This is a genomic window from Amycolatopsis sp. cmx-11-12 (assembly GCF_046269425.1).
Taxonomy (GTDB): domain Bacteria; phylum Actinomycetota; class Actinomycetes; order Mycobacteriales; family Pseudonocardiaceae; genus Amycolatopsis.
In genome coordinates this window covers 52,132-66,914 of record NZ_JADNQM010000008.1, presented here as the reverse complement: position 1 = coordinate 66,914, position 14,783 = coordinate 52,132, and the positions used below count along the sequence as shown (strand labels likewise).

Annotated in this window: 15 protein-coding genes and 1 pseudogene; 4 read left to right on the top strand and 12 right to left on the bottom strand. The window is 69.2% G+C overall.

All coding sequences use genetic code 11. The features are described from left to right. Positions 1-127 precede the first annotated feature (127 nt). From ACLARN_RS13235 to thyX, 6 genes are all read right to left on the bottom strand, one after another. Positions 128-919, bottom strand: a complete 792-nt coding sequence (locus ACLARN_RS13235) for a pentapeptide repeat-containing protein (RefSeq protein ID WP_409491664.1) — start codon at positions 917-919, stop codon at positions 128-130. A 96-nt stretch (positions 920-1,015) separates the two neighbouring features. Further along, positions 1,016-2,713: a ribonuclease J gene (locus tag ACLARN_RS13230; RefSeq protein WP_409491663.1), complete on the bottom strand. Its 1,698-nt coding sequence runs from the start codon at positions 2,711-2,713 to the stop codon at positions 1,016-1,018. Continuing rightward, positions 2,710-3,723 (bottom strand): 4-hydroxy-tetrahydrodipicolinate synthase, encoded by a 1,014-nt coding sequence (gene dapA / locus ACLARN_RS13225; protein WP_409491662.1) that lies wholly within the window; start codon positions 3,721-3,723, stop codon positions 2,710-2,712. Before dapA ends, ACLARN_RS13230 begins: the two co-directional genes overlap by 4 nt. A gap of 110 nt (positions 3,724-3,833) precedes the next feature. After that, a complete protein-coding gene (locus tag ACLARN_RS13220) occupies positions 3,834-5,339 on the bottom strand; it encodes a serine/threonine-protein kinase (RefSeq protein WP_409491661.1) in 1,506 nt (501 codons plus the stop codon). A gap of 85 nt (positions 5,340-5,424) precedes the next feature. After that, the gene (locus ACLARN_RS13215) at positions 5,425-5,817 is read right to left on the bottom strand and encodes an ACT domain-containing protein (RefSeq protein ID WP_409491660.1); all 393 of its coding nucleotides are present in this window, start codon (positions 5,815-5,817) and stop codon (positions 5,425-5,427) included. Next, entirely contained in the window at positions 5,817-6,569 is a 753-nt protein-coding gene (gene thyX, locus ACLARN_RS13210; RefSeq protein WP_005156312.1) for an FAD-dependent thymidylate synthase, read from the bottom strand. The genes ACLARN_RS13215 and thyX overlap by 1 nt, the downstream gene beginning before the upstream one ends. A gap of 133 nt (positions 6,570-6,702) precedes the next feature. Here thyX and ACLARN_RS13205 point away from each other — a divergent pair, with 133 nt between their 5' ends. Then, entirely contained in the window at positions 6,703-7,227 is a 525-nt protein-coding gene (locus tag ACLARN_RS13205) for a toxin-antitoxin system HicB family antitoxin (RefSeq protein ID WP_409491659.1), read from the top strand. 10 nt (positions 7,228-7,237) lie between these two features. Beyond that, on the top strand, positions 7,238-8,146 hold the full coding sequence (locus ACLARN_RS13200; protein ID WP_409491658.1) for a DUF4097 family beta strand repeat-containing protein: 909 nt from the start codon (positions 7,238-7,240) through the stop codon (positions 8,144-8,146). Positions 8,147-8,221: 75 nt separating this feature from the next. On the opposite strand, the gene ACLARN_RS13195 is transcribed toward ACLARN_RS13200, so the two are convergent. Both ACLARN_RS13195 and ACLARN_RS13190 read right to left on the bottom strand, forming a co-directional pair. Further along, positions 8,222-8,710 carry an HAD domain-containing protein gene (locus ACLARN_RS13195; RefSeq protein ID WP_409491657.1) on the bottom strand — a complete coding sequence of 163 codons (489 nt, stop codon included), beginning with the start codon at positions 8,708-8,710 and terminating at the stop codon, positions 8,222-8,224. Between the two features lie 436 nt (positions 8,711-9,146). Next, a complete protein-coding gene (locus tag ACLARN_RS13190; RefSeq protein ID WP_409491656.1) occupies positions 9,147-10,367 on the bottom strand; it encodes a winged helix-turn-helix domain-containing protein in 1,221 nt (406 codons plus the stop codon). A gap of 58 nt (positions 10,368-10,425) precedes the next feature. Between ACLARN_RS13190 and ACLARN_RS13185 the strand changes: the two genes are divergently transcribed. Beyond that, positions 10,426-10,986 carry an N-acetyltransferase family protein gene (locus tag ACLARN_RS13185; RefSeq protein ID WP_409491655.1) on the top strand — a complete coding sequence of 187 codons (561 nt, stop codon included), beginning with the start codon at positions 10,426-10,428 and terminating at the stop codon, positions 10,984-10,986. A 66-nt stretch (positions 10,987-11,052) separates the two neighbouring features. On the opposite strand, the pseudogene ACLARN_RS13180 reads toward ACLARN_RS13185, so the two are convergent. Then, positions 11,053-11,355: pseudogene (locus ACLARN_RS13180) on the bottom strand (GtrA family protein); the annotation flags it as partial. Between the two features lie 254 nt (positions 11,356-11,609). On the opposite strand from ACLARN_RS13180, the gene ACLARN_RS13175 reads away from it, so the two are divergent. Beyond that, positions 11,610-12,131 (top strand): YqaA family protein, encoded by a 522-nt coding sequence (locus ACLARN_RS13175; protein WP_409491654.1) that lies wholly within the window; start codon positions 11,610-11,612, stop codon positions 12,129-12,131. Between the two features lie 70 nt (positions 12,132-12,201). Here the strand turns inward: ACLARN_RS13175 and ACLARN_RS13170 are convergent, their stop codons facing one another. From ACLARN_RS13170 to ACLARN_RS13160, 3 genes are read right to left on the bottom strand one after another with little or no spacing between them, the layout of a single operon-like run. After that, positions 12,202-12,648, bottom strand: a complete 447-nt coding sequence (locus ACLARN_RS13170; RefSeq protein WP_409491653.1) for a tetratricopeptide repeat protein — start codon at positions 12,646-12,648, stop codon at positions 12,202-12,204. Continuing rightward, the gene (gene dapB, locus ACLARN_RS13165) at positions 12,645-13,391 is read right to left on the bottom strand and encodes a 4-hydroxy-tetrahydrodipicolinate reductase (protein ID WP_409491652.1); all 747 of its coding nucleotides are present in this window, start codon (positions 13,389-13,391) and stop codon (positions 12,645-12,647) included. Before dapB ends, ACLARN_RS13170 begins: the two co-directional genes overlap by 4 nt. Beyond that, positions 13,388-14,752, bottom strand: coding sequence for a M16 family metallopeptidase (locus ACLARN_RS13160; protein WP_409491651.1), 1,365 nt, complete (start codon positions 14,750-14,752; stop codon positions 13,388-13,390). Before ACLARN_RS13160 ends, dapB begins: the two co-directional genes overlap by 4 nt. Between the last annotated feature and the right edge of the window lie 31 nt (positions 14,753-14,783).

Below are 14,783 nucleotides of genomic sequence, written 5' to 3'. Positions count from 1 at the left end.
AACACTCGAAACCGGGGGAATCCGTGATGAACCGGCCCACTCGCGCCGAACAGCGCAAAGCCCGCAACGCCCTCTTCGGTCAACTGATCACGGTCGCCTTCGCCCTGCTGATGGCGGCGACGGCCCGCTAGCGCTTGTCCTTGCGCGGCACGAGCCGCCCGTGCGCGACCGGCGAAGCCGCCCAGACGTACCAGGGGGACGGCCACGAATGTGCCGCGTCCGGCTCCTCCACCCGCGCGTCGGCGAAGTCCACGCGGCCTTCGAACTCGGCCTCGGCGAAGATTGCTGTCCCGGTGAACATCGCGCCGCTGAAGCTGACGTGCGCCGGGAAGACCGCCGCGCGGAAGTCGGCGACGCCGGTGAACCACGTCCTGTCGAAGTTCGCGTAGCGCCAGAACCGGGCACGCCGGAAGTTCCCGCCGACGATCACGCCGTCGCGGAAGTCGGCTCCGGTGAGGTCACAGTCCGCGAAGTCCGGCTCGACGAGGACCGCGTCCCGAAGGTCCAGCTCCTCGACTTCCCTGGATTCGAGGCCCCCGGACCGCCGGAGACGCCGGGTGAGGAGGCCCTGCGCGGCGAGGCGGATCGCGAACTCTTCCTCGTCTTCGACCGGGAATCGGAACGGCCTGCGCAGGTAAGTGCAGGTCAGCTCGATGATGTCTTCGTGAGCGTCGGCGTCTTCTCGCCCGTACTGCTCCAGTTCCGCGAAGCCTTCGAGACGCACCGCGGCGTCCTCGCTCTCCAGCTTTCCGGCAGCACGTTCCCAGCGCTCCTGCCAGAGACCGACGGCGATCTGTGCGGGCCGTTCCCGCCGGTCGCGGCGAACGCCTTCGATGACCATCCGGGCGACGTAGACCGCACCGACCCCCAGTGCGACGCCTGCCAGCGCCGCCACGACATGCACCCCCACCATCATCATGCGGTGATTATGCGCGTGGTCCCAAGTACATGAAGGCCCCCTTCCTTGCGCCTGGCGCAAGGAAGGGGGCCTTCATGTACTTGGACTGCGTCGGGGCTAGACCGGGATGACCGTCGGCACGATCATCGGACGGCGCCGGTAGGTGTCGGCGACCCAGCGGCCGACGACGCGGCGCACGGCCTGCGCGATGCGGTGCGTGTCGGTGATGCCCTCGGCCTCGGTCCTGGCGAGTTCCATCTCCACCATCGGCAGCACGGCGTCGAGCGCCTTCGGATCGTCGGAGAACCCGCGCCCGGACACCGTCGGCTTGGTGACCGGGCGACCGGTGCTGGTGTCCACGGCGACCGTGATGGCGATGAACCCGCCTTCGCCGAGCACGAGCCTGTCGGACAAGGTCGACTCACCGACGTCGCCGACCGAGAGGCCGTCGACGTACACGTGCCCGACCTCGACCCGGCCGGTCCGCGTGGCCTTGCCGTCGACGAGGTCGACCACGACACCGTCCTCGGCGATGACCACGTTCTCCGGGGCGACGCCGGTGCGCACGGCCAGTTCGCCGTTGGCACGCAGGTGCTTCCACTCGCCGTGCACCGGCATGACGTTGCTGGGGCGGACCGCGTTGTACAGGTACAGCAGCTCGCCCGCCGACGCGTGCCCGGACACGTGCACCTTGGCGTTGCCCTGGTGGACGACGTTCGCGCCGAGCCGGGTGAGGCCGTTGACGACGCCGAAGACCGCGGTCTCGTTGCCCGGGATCATCGAACTGGCGAGCACGACGGTGTCGCCGGCGCGGATCGAGATCTGCCGGTGCTCGCCGCGCGCCATCCGCGACAGCGCCGACAGCGGCTCGCCCTGCGAACCGGTCGACACGAACAGCACCTTGCTCTCGGGCAGGTCGCTGGCCTGGTCCAGGTTGACCAGCAGGCCGTCGGGCACGTTCAGCAGGCCGAGGTCGGCGGCGATGCCCATGTTCCGGACCATCGACCGGCCGACGAAGGCGACCCGGCGGCCGTGCCGCACGGCGGCGTCGAGCACCTGCTGGACGCGGTGCACGTGGCTCGCGAAGCAGGCGACGATGACGCGCTGGCCGACCTTGCGGACGACGTCGTCGAGCACCGGGCCGATGTCGCGTTCCGGCATGACGAATCCGGGCACCTCGGCGTTGGTCGAGTCGACGCAGAACAGGTCCACGCCCTCGTCGCCGAGCCGGGAGAACCCGGCGAGGTCGGTCAGCCTGCCGTCGAGCGGGAGCTGGTCGAGCTTGATGTCACCGGTGTGCAGTACGACCCCCGCGGGCGTGCGGATGGCCACCGCGAGCGCGTCCGGGATCGAGTGGTTGACCGCGAAGAACTCGAGGTCGAAGGCGCCGACCGTGCGGCGCTCCCCCTCGCGGACCTCGATCAGGTTCGGCCGCTGGCGGTGTTCCTTGGCCTTGGCCGCGAGCAGCGCGTTCGTGAACCGCGAACCGTAGATCTTCAGGTCCGGGAAGAGCCGCAGCAGGAACGGGACGGCACCGATGTGGTCCTCGTGCCCGTGGGTGAGGACGAGGCCGTCGATGTCCTCGAGGCGGTCTTCGATCGCACGGAAGTCGGGCAGGATCAGGTCGACGCCGGGCTGGTCGTCTTCGGGGAAGAGAACACCGCAGTCGACGATCAGCAGACGGCCGCCGAACTCGAAGACGGTCATGTTGCGGCCGACTTCGCCGATCCCGCCGAGCGCCACGACGCGCAAGGCGCCTTCGGGCAGCGCGGGCGGCGGGGTGGTCGGTCCGGGTCCGGTTGGCAATGAAGTCACCGAGGCATGGTCCCAACGCTGGTATGTGAGGTCGGCGCCGTATAGGCCGCCGCTGAATCTGCTTGTGCCACCCGAGCACCATGCCAGTCACTGGCGGCGCTTTCACCGAGCGGCACGCCACCCTGGGCGAGATCGGCGGAAATCGCCTGGAGCTGCTCTTCGTTCGGGGGGACGATCGGAAGTCGCGGGTCACCGATGTCGAACCCGCGAAGCCGCAGGGCCGCCTTCGAGAACGCGACGCCGCCGACGCGGGACATCGCCCGCAGGACGGGCAGCATGCCGCGGTGGTTGGTGCGCGCGGTGGAGGTGTCGCCGGATTCGTAGGCGTCCATCATGCCGCGGATGCGGCCCGCCGCGACGTGCCCGATCACGCTGACCACGCCCGCGCCGCCGACGGAGATCCACGGCAGGTTGAGGCCGTCGTCACCGGAGTAGTAGGCGAGCGGCGAGTTCGCGATGACCTCGGAGCCGGCGATCAGGTCACCCTTGGCGTCCTTGACCGCGAGGATGCGCGGGTGCTCCGACAGCCGCAGCAGCGTGTCGACCTCGATCGGGACGATCGACCGCGGCGGGATGTCGTAGAGCATCACCGGCAGGCCGGTCGCGTCGGCGACCATGGTGAAGTGCGCGTAGAGCCCGGCTTGGCTGGGGCGGGAGTAGTACGGCGTGACGACGAGGATGCCGTGCGCGCCTGCCGCTTCGGCCTGCTTCGCCTGCTCGATGCTGTGCGCGGTGTTGTTCGTGCCCGCGCCCGCGACGATGGTCGCGCGATCACCCACGGCCTCGACGACCGCGCGGATCAGCTCGACCTTTTCGGCGTCGGTCGTGGTGGGGCTCTCCCCGGTCGTACCGTTGACGACGAGACCGTCGTTGCCCAGTTCCACGAGGTGTTCGGCCAGCTCCTGCGCCCGCTTCAGGTCCAGCGCGCCGTCGGCGTCGAAGGGGGTGGCCATCGCGGTGAGCACGCGCCCGAACGGTCTTCCCGGGGTTGCGGTAGGTGGAGTGGACATGGTGTGAAGGTACCTCCTGAGGCCGTCGAACCCCTTGCCGACGTGGTCGTTCCCGGAAATACGGTAGATTTTCCGTGGCGAAGGCGAACTCGGCGCAAACTCTCTGTGACCTATTTGACCTTGGTCGTGATCTGCTTCGGGATCTGGCTGCCGTCGACCTTGGCGAGCAGGCAGAGGAACCCGCGGGAGTAGTTCCGGTCCTCCTCGTTGAGCGGCCGCTTCCACTCGGCTTCGGTCGGGACGACCGGACGCCAGGTCAAGGTCGACCGCTGCTCCGCCGGGACGACGTTCGAATTGAACGTCACCGAGCACAGCGTCTCGGCGATCCGGTTGACCGCTTCGGCGCCCGGATATACGGCTTCCTGGGCGTCTTCATCGGACGAGGACTCGACGTCGAGCAGGCTTCCCTTGGCGAAGACCTCGAGCAGGTGGTCGTCCCCGCAGCTGGTTCCGTTGCTCAGGTTGATGCTCTCTTTGAGCGGCACGTTGTAGCAGTCGCTGAGCGAGCGTTCGATCTTGACCTGGCCGTTGATGCCGTAGGTCAGGGTGGGCTGCGCCTGGTTGTTCCCTTCCGGCGTGGCCATCCAGCGGCCGAGGAAGATCCCGCCGACCAGGGCGCCGATCACGGCGACCGCGGCCAGGCTGAGCCAGAGTGGACGCAGGTTGCGTTTGGCTGGCGCGGGCGCGAGCCGGGTCATCGGCTGGCCGGGCTGCATCATCGCGGTGCCGCCGGAGGGCGGCGTCGGCTGGGCCTGCACTCCCTGCGCGGCCGCGAACAGGCTGCGCACCTGGTCGTACGACATCCGCGCTTCGGGCTTGGTGACCAGCAGGCCGAGGATCGCGGCGGCCAGCGGGCCCTGGACCCGGGTCAGGTAGGGCGCCTCGGTCATGATCGCGTGCAGCGTGGCCGCCGTGGTCGACCGTTCGAACGCGACGATGCCTTCAGCGGCGAAGAACAGCGTCGTGCCCAGCGACCAGAGGTCGGATTCGGGCATCGCGTCGCGGCCTTCGACCCGCTCCGGCGCCATGAACGCGGGCGAGCCGACGATCATGCCGCTGGTGGTCAGGCGCGGGTCGTCGGTGGCATGCGCGATGCCGAAGTCGGTCAGCTTCACCCGGCCGTCCGGCGCGACCATGATGTTCGCGGGTTTGACGTCACGGTGCACGATGCCGGCGGCGTGCGCCGCCCGGAGCGCGGACAGCACCCGCTCCCCCACCTGGGCGACCTGCTGTGCCGGCATGGGTCCGCGCTCACGCACGAGATCGGCCAGTGTCGGCGCCTCGACCAGCTCCATCACGATGTACGTGGCGCCGCCCTCGTTGACGACGTCGTACACGGTGACCACGGCCGGATCATTGAGCCGCCCGGCGGCGCGGACCTCACGCAGCATCCGCTCGGACAGCACCGAGGCGTCCTCGGGGGCGTCCGGGAACTTCAGCTCCTTGATCGCCACCTGACGGCCGATCACCTGGTCCTGGGCACGCCAGACGATCCCCATCCCGCCGCGGCCGAGCTCGCCCAGCAGGGCGTAACGGCCGGCGACGATCCGCGCGCCGGTGGCCTGGTACGTCTGCTGGGGCGGCGGCCCGTACGGACGGGTCTTTTCGTCGGTCAAGGTTTCGGCGCTCCTTCGGTTCGCGCAGGATGCTAACTCGGACCCGTTCGCGCTCCGAAAGGTTCCTTCTTCCTACCGCGGAGAATCAGACCGTGACCTCGTGCCCGGACTCCCGGAGCGCCTTCACCGCGCGCTCCAGCTCGGGAGCCCGGACCAGCACGTGGTCGGTGTCGAAAGTGGACATCGAGAACAGCGCCACCCCGGCGGCGGCCAGCTCGCTCGACAGCGCCGCGATGATGCCGGTCAGCGTGAAGGCCAGCGGCCCGCGGACCGACAGCCATCGCCAGCCGTCCTCGACGGTGGCCCCGGCCGGTGCGAGACCGGCCGGGCAGATCACCGACAGCTCCTCCGGCGTCCGAGTGATGGAGATCAGCATGGGCTCGCCGGGGTCGAGCAGGTTCGCCGGAACCGGCGCGTCCGGGGCGAGGCGGGCGACCGCGTACTCGCCGGGCCGGACGTCGATCGCGAGACGTCGCATCAGCCCTCGAGAACCTTCGGGCTGGACGCGACCTCGGTGCCGTCGGGCAGCGCGGAGATGGTGAAGTCCGCGAACACGTTGCCCGAGGCCTTCTGCAGCTCGCGCAGGCAGTCGATGGCCAGGGCACGGATCTCGACGTCGGCGTGCTCGGTGGCGCGCATCGCGATGAAGTGGCGCCAGGCGCGGTAGTTGCCGGTGACCACGATGCGGGTCTCGGTCGCGTTCGGCAGCACGGCGCGGGCGGCCTGGCGGGCCTGCTTGCGGCGCAGGGTCGCGCTCGGCACGTCGGCGAACTTCTCTTCGAGCCCGGCGAGCAGCTCGGTGTAGGCGTCGACGGCGGCCTGCGAGGCGGCGAGGAACTTCGCGTGCAGCTCCGGGTCCTGCGCGATGACGTCGGGCTCGACGAACGCGGCGTCGCGCTCCGGGACGTAGCGCTGCGAAAGCTGCGAGTAGGAGAAGTGCCGGTGACGGATCAGCTCGTGCGTCAGCGACCGGGAGATCCCGGTGATGTAGAAGCTGACGGACCCGTGCTCCAGCACCGACAGGTGGCCGACGTCGATGATGTGCTCGAGGTAGCCGGCGTTGGTGGCCGTCTTCGGGTTCGGCTTCTTCCAGGACTGGTAGCAGGCCCGGCCCGCGAATTCGGCCAGCGCCTCACCACCGTCGGCATCGGTCGACCACGGTACGTCCGACGGCGGGAAGAACTCCGTCTTCGCGATCAGTTGAACCTTGGGTGACACGGTCTCGGCCACGTTCGCACTCCCTTTCGACCCCTGCTCCACGACTCCGGGCAGCGTAACCGCAGCCGTCTCCGACACCCCGGCGACATCACGGTGACGTCATCGGCTCCTTGACTGACATCACAAGTGACGTCATAGTGGTGTCATGGATCTGACGCCGTACATCACAAGCCTTCGCGAAGACCTCGCGAACACGGCTTCGGCCGGCGACGAGCAGACGCGGCGCGCTGCCGCGCTGTTGTCGTCGGCACTGGAGCCCGCCGCCCGACTGACCATCATGAACGCCCTCGCGGACCTGGCCGCCGAAGTGACCTCGGCGCTGCCGGGGCACGTCGTCGACGTCCGGCTCGATGGCCGCGACGTGCGTGTCGTCGTCACCGGCTCCGGCGAGAGCACCGAGCAGTCCGCACCCCGCCACGAGACGCCGCGAGAGGCTCCGCGCGCCCCCAAGGTGGACACGGGCGACATCACACGAATCACGCTACGCCTGTTCGAGCAGGTCAAGGGCCAGGCCGAAGCCGCGGCCGCCTCTCAGGGCGTTTCGCTGAACACGTTCGTCTCGCAGGCCGTCCAGGGCGCGCTGGGCAAGAGCGGCAGCGAGCACTGGCAGTACAAGCAGAAGCCGGGCGGCGGTGCCGGTTCGCACCTGCACGGCTGGGTCCAGGGCTGAGGGGGACGAAATGACCGAGGAAAACATTCCCACCGGTGAAGAGGCCGTGCGCGTCGAGGACTTCGACGCCGACGGCCCCATCGAGATCGACGTGAGCGTGGCCATCGGCCGGGTGACCATCGACCTGACCGGCGAGAGCGGTATCCACGCCGAGGTCCGCCGCGACGGCGGTGAACAGCAGCCGTGGGTCGACGGGATGACGAGCCTGCTCAGCTGGGTCGGGGAACGCTTCGGCGACCAGCTCGGCGGCCCGCAGGGAGCGTCGGCGGGCGACGCCGTGGCGCAGACGCGGATCGAGAAGGTCGGCAACCGGCTGGTCGTCCACGCACCGAAGGCCTGGCAGCTGAAGAACGTCCCGCTCGCCGTGACCGTCAGGGCACCCGCCGGTTCGCACCTGGAGGTGCGGGCCGGGGCGGCCGCCGTCACCGTGACCGGCTCCGCGGGGCGGGCCGACATCCTGACCGGCTCCGGCGATGTCGGGCTGGAGCGGGCGGACGGTTCGGCGATCGTGCGCACCGGCACCGGCGACATCAAACTCGGACCGACCCTGTCCGGTCTGCAACTGCGCACCGGCAGCGGCCACGTCGAGGCGTCCTCGGTGAGCGGTTCGGCCACGGTCGCGACCGGCACCGGCAACGTCTGGCTCGGCGAGGTCGAAGGCGAAGTCCTGGCGCGCACCGGCAGCGGCGACCTCTCGGTGGCCGACGCCGCCTCCGGATCGCTGGAGCTGACCACCGGATCGGGCGAGGTCCGGGTCGGGATCCGCGGCGGTGTCGCCGCCGAGATCGACCTGTCCTCGACGACCGGCTCGGTGTCGAGCGAGCTGGATGTCGCGGAGAGCGCCCTTTCCGAGGTCTCACTGAAGGTGCGGGCGCGGACCGGGACCGGCGACGCGGTGGTGACCAGCGCGGCCAGGTGAGGCCGCGGACCGCGGGGGGGATCAAGGGACCTTTGCTCTCACTTTTCCACGGGGGTGGGAGCAAAGGTCCCTTGCTCATTTCTTCAGGTACTCGCGCACTGCCGACAGATGGGTGTCGGTGATCCCGGTGTGCGGATCGACCCGCACCAGGTCGGTGACCTTGCCCGCTCGGCGGGCCAGGAACGTGTCCCGGGCGGCGGGGTACAGATCGAAGTCATCGTCGAGCCAGATGAGGGGCCGCTGCCCGGCGTACCGGGCGACGGCGTCGAACTTCCAGCTGCTGTCGACGTTCGAGCAATCGACGGCGGGCAGCATCGGCAGGCCGATGGCCGGTCCCACCAAGGTATTGGCCTGATGCCCCCAGGTCGTCGCCCAGACCAGCTCCGCGTCTCCGGCCGCTTCGAGCAGGGCCGGGCCATGACCGGGGTTGAGCCACATCCGCAGCGGATGCCGTCGGCTCCAGCCCCGGAGCTTGAACTTGTGCTCAACGAATCCCTGTGGCTTCGGCTTGGCGGCGAAAGGGTTCAGTGGCCCATCGACGTCGAGGAACAGGATCGGCCGCATCCGACCATCATGCCTTCGCTACTTAGTTTCGTGAGCTGTAGGTGCCGGGTCTGAGGCTCGCGTTGATGAAGGAACTGGACCTTCAGTGATGCTGTTGGCGAATTCGTGGCCAAGCGAAAGGGCCCTCCGGGTCGTCGCGTGTTCTTAGGGAGATCACGCGGCCCAGTCCGATCGCGGCCGAGTTCTCCATCCAGTCACACGTGACCGCCGTCCAATCACGCGTGTGCTCCCCAGCAGCACGCCAGGAGAGCTTCGCGTGGCCACGAATTCGCCAACGGCATCCTTCGGTGTCCCAATTCCTTCATCAACGGACCTGGCAGCCGCCGCATCGCCACCCACGACCAACGAGACCTTTGCCGTTTCGCGGCGACGGCGTTGTGAAAGAAGCTTTCGCAGTCAGGGGCCGGATCCCGAGACCATGAGGTAGCGAAGCCCGTCAGCGCACCAGTTGCGCCAGCACCGGAGCGAGGTCACCTCGCTCCCCCACGACGACCCCGTCCAACCCCTGCCATTCCGCCATCAGCCGCAGCTCCCCGGCCAGCTCACTCGCGACCCGCGCGACGTCCACCCCGGGCTCGGCGAAGGCGCCCTGGACGCGAAGCACCCCGGCGGCCCGATCGCATTTGAGGTCGACGCGGCCGACGAGTTCGCCGTCCAGCAGGAACGGGAAGACGTAGTAACCGTAGATCCGCTTCGGCTCGGGGACGTAGATCTCGATGCGGTAGAAGAAGTCGAAGATGCGCTCGGTACGGGCGCGTTCCCAGATCAGCGGGTCGAACGGCGACAGCAGCGCGCGGCCGGTGACCGTACGAGGCGCCTTCGCCATGAAGTGCCGATACGCCGGTGCGGGCCAGCCGTCCACGGTCACCGGTTCCAGCACGCCCGCCTCGACCAGTTCGGCCACCGCCCGCTTGCTGACGTCGGGGCCGAGGCGGTAGTAGTCCCGCAGGTCCGGTTCGGTGCCGATGCCCAGCGCGACGGCCGCCCGGGTGATCAGCTCGCGGGCGCCCTCGTCCGGGCTCACCCGGCGCGACAGGATCTCCGGCGGCACGACGCGTTCGGTCAGGTCGTACAGCCGCTCGAACGACCGGCGCGTGCCGGTGGTCAGCTGCCCCATGCCGAAGAGCCACTCGCAGGCCTTCTTGACCTCCGAGCGTTCCCACCACGAGCCGGGTTTGTAGCCACCCGAGTCGCTTTCCAGGGCGCGCTCGATGCCGCCCGCGCCGATCGGCCCCTGCTCCTTCACCACGGCGAGGATGTCGTCCACCAGCTGCGGTGTCTGCTCCAGCACGCGCGCGTAGTTCGTCCACCAGCCCATGCGCTTCGCCCCGGACCGCAGCAGCGGCCAGTCCTCCACCGGCAGCAGGCTCGCCTCGTGCGCCCACGATTCGACCAGCAGCCGGGGTTTGCGCGCGGAATGGGACCAGGCCGCGTCGTCCACCAGTGTGGGCTCGTACGCGCCGAGACGCGAGAAGATCGGCATGTAGTGCGCGCGGACCGCGACGTTCACCGAATCCAGCTGTAGCAACTGGGTTCGCGACAGCACGCGTTGCAGATGCCGCCTGGTCACCGCGCCGCTGGGCCGCGCGTCGGCGAACCCTTGTGCGGCCAGGGCGATCCGGCGCGCGACCGGTCCGCTGATGGTCGTAGTGCTCATCGTCGGAATGGTGCCATCCGCCACCGACAGTTTCCGGCGACCCAGTAAGTTTCCCTGCATGGCCGCCGCCGAAGTCCGTCCCGCCGTCGTGTCCGACGCTCCCGAGATCGCCCGCATCCAGCGCGACACCTGGCGAAGCGCCTACACGGAACTGCTCGGCGAAGCAGCCGTCGCCGAGCTCGACGTCGTGGAGCTCGAAAAGACCTGGGCAGAGACGATCGAGTACCCGGGTACTCGCGTGTTCCTGGCCACCGAAGGCGAGTTCACTGTCGGCTTCTGTGTCGCGGGCAGGGCGCCGGAGAGCGAAGTGGCCGCCGCTGACGGATCGTTGCCCGACGACGCTTCGACGACCGGGCTCGTCGCCTCGCTGCTCGTCGAGCCGCGCTGGGGACGGCGCGGGCACGCGGGACGGCTGCTCGCGAACGCGTCCACCTGGCTGCGTGAGGACGGCGCCACGCGCGGGATCAGCTGGGTCGCCCAGACCGATCACGCGTCACTGGGCTTCTTCCGCCGCGCGGGCTGGTCCCCGGACGGAACCGTCCGCATCCTCGACACCGGAAGCACGAACGTGCGCGAAGTCCGGCTCACCGGCACCCTCGCCCTCGAGCTCACTCCCTGACTTCGCGAACACGACCCATCGCATCACCGAGTACATGAAGACGCCTTCGCACGCCCCGGCGATCAGCCGGGAGAGGCGATAGTCGACGCCCAACGCGGCAAGTCCCGCGCCGACGCCGAGCAGGAACGCCACGTAGTTGATGACGATCGCGACGACGTACAGCACCGCTTGCCTGCCCACGGGCGCGTGCGAGCGGAAATTCATGCTGCGGTTCAGCACGAAGCTCAGCCCGAACGCGACCCCGTACGCGAGCGTGATCGCCAGCCACACCGGCAGGCCGAGCCAGCCGCGGAGCAGGGTCAGCAGGAGCAGGTCGACCCCGAAGGTGAACCCGTTGATGAGCGCGAAACCGAGGAAACTCGGCGCCACCAGCCGGGAAAGCCCGAAGGGGAGGCGCCGGACCACGGCCGCGCAGAAGTCGGCGAAGCGATCCGCGAAACCTTTGCCGCGGACCGCGTCGTGCACGTCGGCCACGGCTCCAGCATGGCAGCGGCAGGTGGCCGTGAACCGACGAACAGGTGATCTTCTGGTGCGGCCCCGAAACCGGGAACGGGGGCTATCCCCAGTGCGTCCTGGTTTTCAGCTGATAGCTTGGAGAAGACGAAGATAACGGGGAGGCAACGATGGTGGGCTGGTTGCTCCTGTCGTTCGGCGTCGCCTTCGGCTCGGCGATCATTCCCATCTTCAGCATCGAGATGTTCCTCATCGGCCTGTGCGCGAGCCAGCCGACGCTGCCGTGGCTACTGCTCGGTGCCGTCGTCGCGGCCGGTCAGGTCGCCGGGAAGACGCTCTACTACCTCGCCGCGAAGGGCACGATCAAGCTGCCGAAACCCCTGCACGACCGCCTCCACCGGGAGCGGCCGCCCACGCCGCGCCGGGAAAGATGGCAGGCGCGCACCAAGAAGATGCGCGCCCGGCTCGACGCCCTTCGCGAACGCTGCCACCGGCATCCGCACTGGATGGCGGGCACGTACGGGGTGAGTTCGGTCGTCGGCCTGCCGCCGTACATGGCCACGAGCGTGCTCGCGGGGCTGGTGCGGATGCCGCTGGCGAGCTTCCTGGCCACCGGTTTCCTGGGCCGCTGGCTGCGGTTCAGCCTGCTGGCCGCCTCCCCCGCCCTGTTCGCCGGGTGGTTCCACTACTGACAACCCCGCAATTAGTCACCTACTTGCGTAAGGAAACCCCGCAAGTAGGTGACTAATTGCGTGGGGGGGGTTAGCGCGAGGTCGCTTCCAGTTCCACGGCGCGACGCATGGTCTCCCGGGCTCGTTTCCGGTCTCCGGCGATCTCGTAGGCGTAGGCCAGCCGGTACCAGACGCGCCAGTTCTCCTGGTCCGCCTCGACTTCGGCCCGGCGCTCGTCGAACCAGGAGTCCGCGGCGTCGCGATCCACCCGGCCCGAGGGACGACGGGGCAGGTCGGACACGTCGGGCAGGCCGCCTTCTTCGTCCAGCCGCCGCGAAAGCCGCTGGATCTGGACACCGGAGCGCCAGGTGGTCACGATGATCCAGATCCCGAGCAGCGGCAGCAGCAGGACGCCGATGCCGAAGATCACCGGCACCGTCTCGCCGGTGCGCAGCAACGCGATGCCCCGGCCGGCCAGCAGGACGACGTAGACCGCGAGCGCCGCCGTCATCACCAGCGCGAAATTGCGGGCCCTCACAGGTCGAGGATGTTCTCGAGACCGACCGTCAGGCCGGGTCGCGTGAGCACCGAGCGCACGCCGAGCAGCACACCCGGCATGAACGAGGTGCGGTGCAGCGAATCGTGCCGGATGGTGAGGGTCTCCCCCTCGCCGCCGAACAGGATCTCCTCGTGCGCCACCAGCCCGGGCAACCGGACGGAGTGCACGCGGACGTTCTCGACGAGCGCGCCGCGGGCACCGTCCACTTCGGACGTCGTCGCGTCTTCGCCCGGTTCGAGACCGGCCGCGGCACGGGCCTCGCCGATCAGCCGCGCGGTGTGCGCGGCGGTGCCGGAAGGCGCGTCGGCCTTGCGGTTGTGGTGCAGTTCGATGACCTCGGCCGAGTTGTAGAACCGCGCCGCCTGCTGGGCGAACCGCATCGCCAGCACCGCGCCGAGGGCGAAGTTCGGCGCGATGAGCACGCCAAGCGACGGGTCGGCGGCGAGCCACGTACGCAGCTTCTCCAGCCTGTCGTCGCTGAAGCCGGTGGTGCCGACGACCGCGTGGATCCCGTTGCCGGTCAGGAACTCCAGGTTGTCCATCACCGCGTCGGGATGAGTGAAGTCGACGACGACCTGTGCCTGCTTGAGCGCCGAGAAGTCGTCACCGGCGTCGAGCGCGGCGACGAGTTCCATGTCGGCGGCGCCGTTGACGGCGCCGACCACTTCCTGGCCCATCCGGCCGCGTGCGCCCAGCACGCCGACGCGAATTCCAGCGGTCATGATGCGATCACCTCGTGCAGATCGTCCGGAAGGTCGTCGGCGTGAGCGTACGGCCCGACCACCGCCGCCGCCGTCACGCCACCAGGGCGGTGCAGCAGAGTGCGAGCGAGCGCACAGACCTCTTCGGTGGTGACGGCGTCGATCCGCGCCACCGTGTCGTCGACGCCGAGGTACCGGCCGTAGTTCAGTTCGTTCTTGCCGATGCGCGACATCCGCGAAGAGGTGTCCTCCAGGCCGAGCACGAGTCCGCCCCGCAACTGCCCCTTCGCGCGCGCGACCTCGGCTTCGCTCAGCCCGTCCTTGCCGACGAGTTCGAGCACCTCGCGGATCACGCCGGCGACCTCGCCGAGCTTCTCCGGCTGGCAGCCCGCGTACACGGCCATGTGCCCGGCGTCGGCGTAGCTCGCGACGGACGAGTACACCTGGTACGCCAGCCCGCGCTTCTCGCGGACCTCCTGGAACAGGCGCGAACTCATCCCGCCGCCGAGGGCGGCGTTGAGCACCGACTGCGCGAACCGCCGGTCGTCGTGCCGTGACAGCGAACGCAGGCCGAGCATCACGTGCGCCTGCTCGGTGTCGTCGGTGTGCAGCGCGAGTTTCGGCACCATCGCGATCCGCGCCCGCCCGCCGCGCGGCGCCACGGGCGTCGCGGTCCCGGTCAGCCGGTTGCGCAAAGCCTTGCGCACCAGGCGAAGCACCTGGCCGTGCTCGATGTTCCCGGCGACGGCGAGCACCATCCGCGGCAGTGTGTAGCGGCGCCGGTAGAAGCCGCGCAGCGCCGACGCGGACATCTCGATGATGGACTTCTCGCTGCCGAGCACCGGACGGCCGAGCGCGTGATCGCCCAGGATCGCGCCGACGAACGTCTCGTGCAGCAGGTCTTCGGGATCGTCGTCGCGCATCGAGATCTCTTCGAGCACGACACTGCGCTCGGTCTCGACGTCCTTGTCCGTGCACAGGGCCTCGAACACGACGTCGGTGACGAGGTCCATCGCGAGCGGCAGGTCTTCGTCGAGCACCTGCGCGTAGTAGCAGGTGTGCTCCTTCGCGGTGAACGCGTTGAACTCCCCGCCGACCGCGTCGATCTCCTCGGCGATCTGGGTGGCGTCGCGGTTCGTGGTGCCCTTGAACAGCAGGTGTTCGAGGTAGTGCGCGGCGCCTTCGACCGACGACGGCTCGTCGCGCGATCCGACGCCGACCCACAGTCCGACCGTCGCCGACCGGGAGGCGGGAACGTGCTCGGTGATGACCCGGAGCCCCCCGGCGAGCACACTGCGCTTGACCACCGCACCGTCCGAAGTGGACTCCAGCGTGCGGGTGCTGCCGACGGGCTGTTCGTGCCCGGAGATCTGACGTGCCAACGGATCCCTTACTCACATGTCAGGAAAGGGT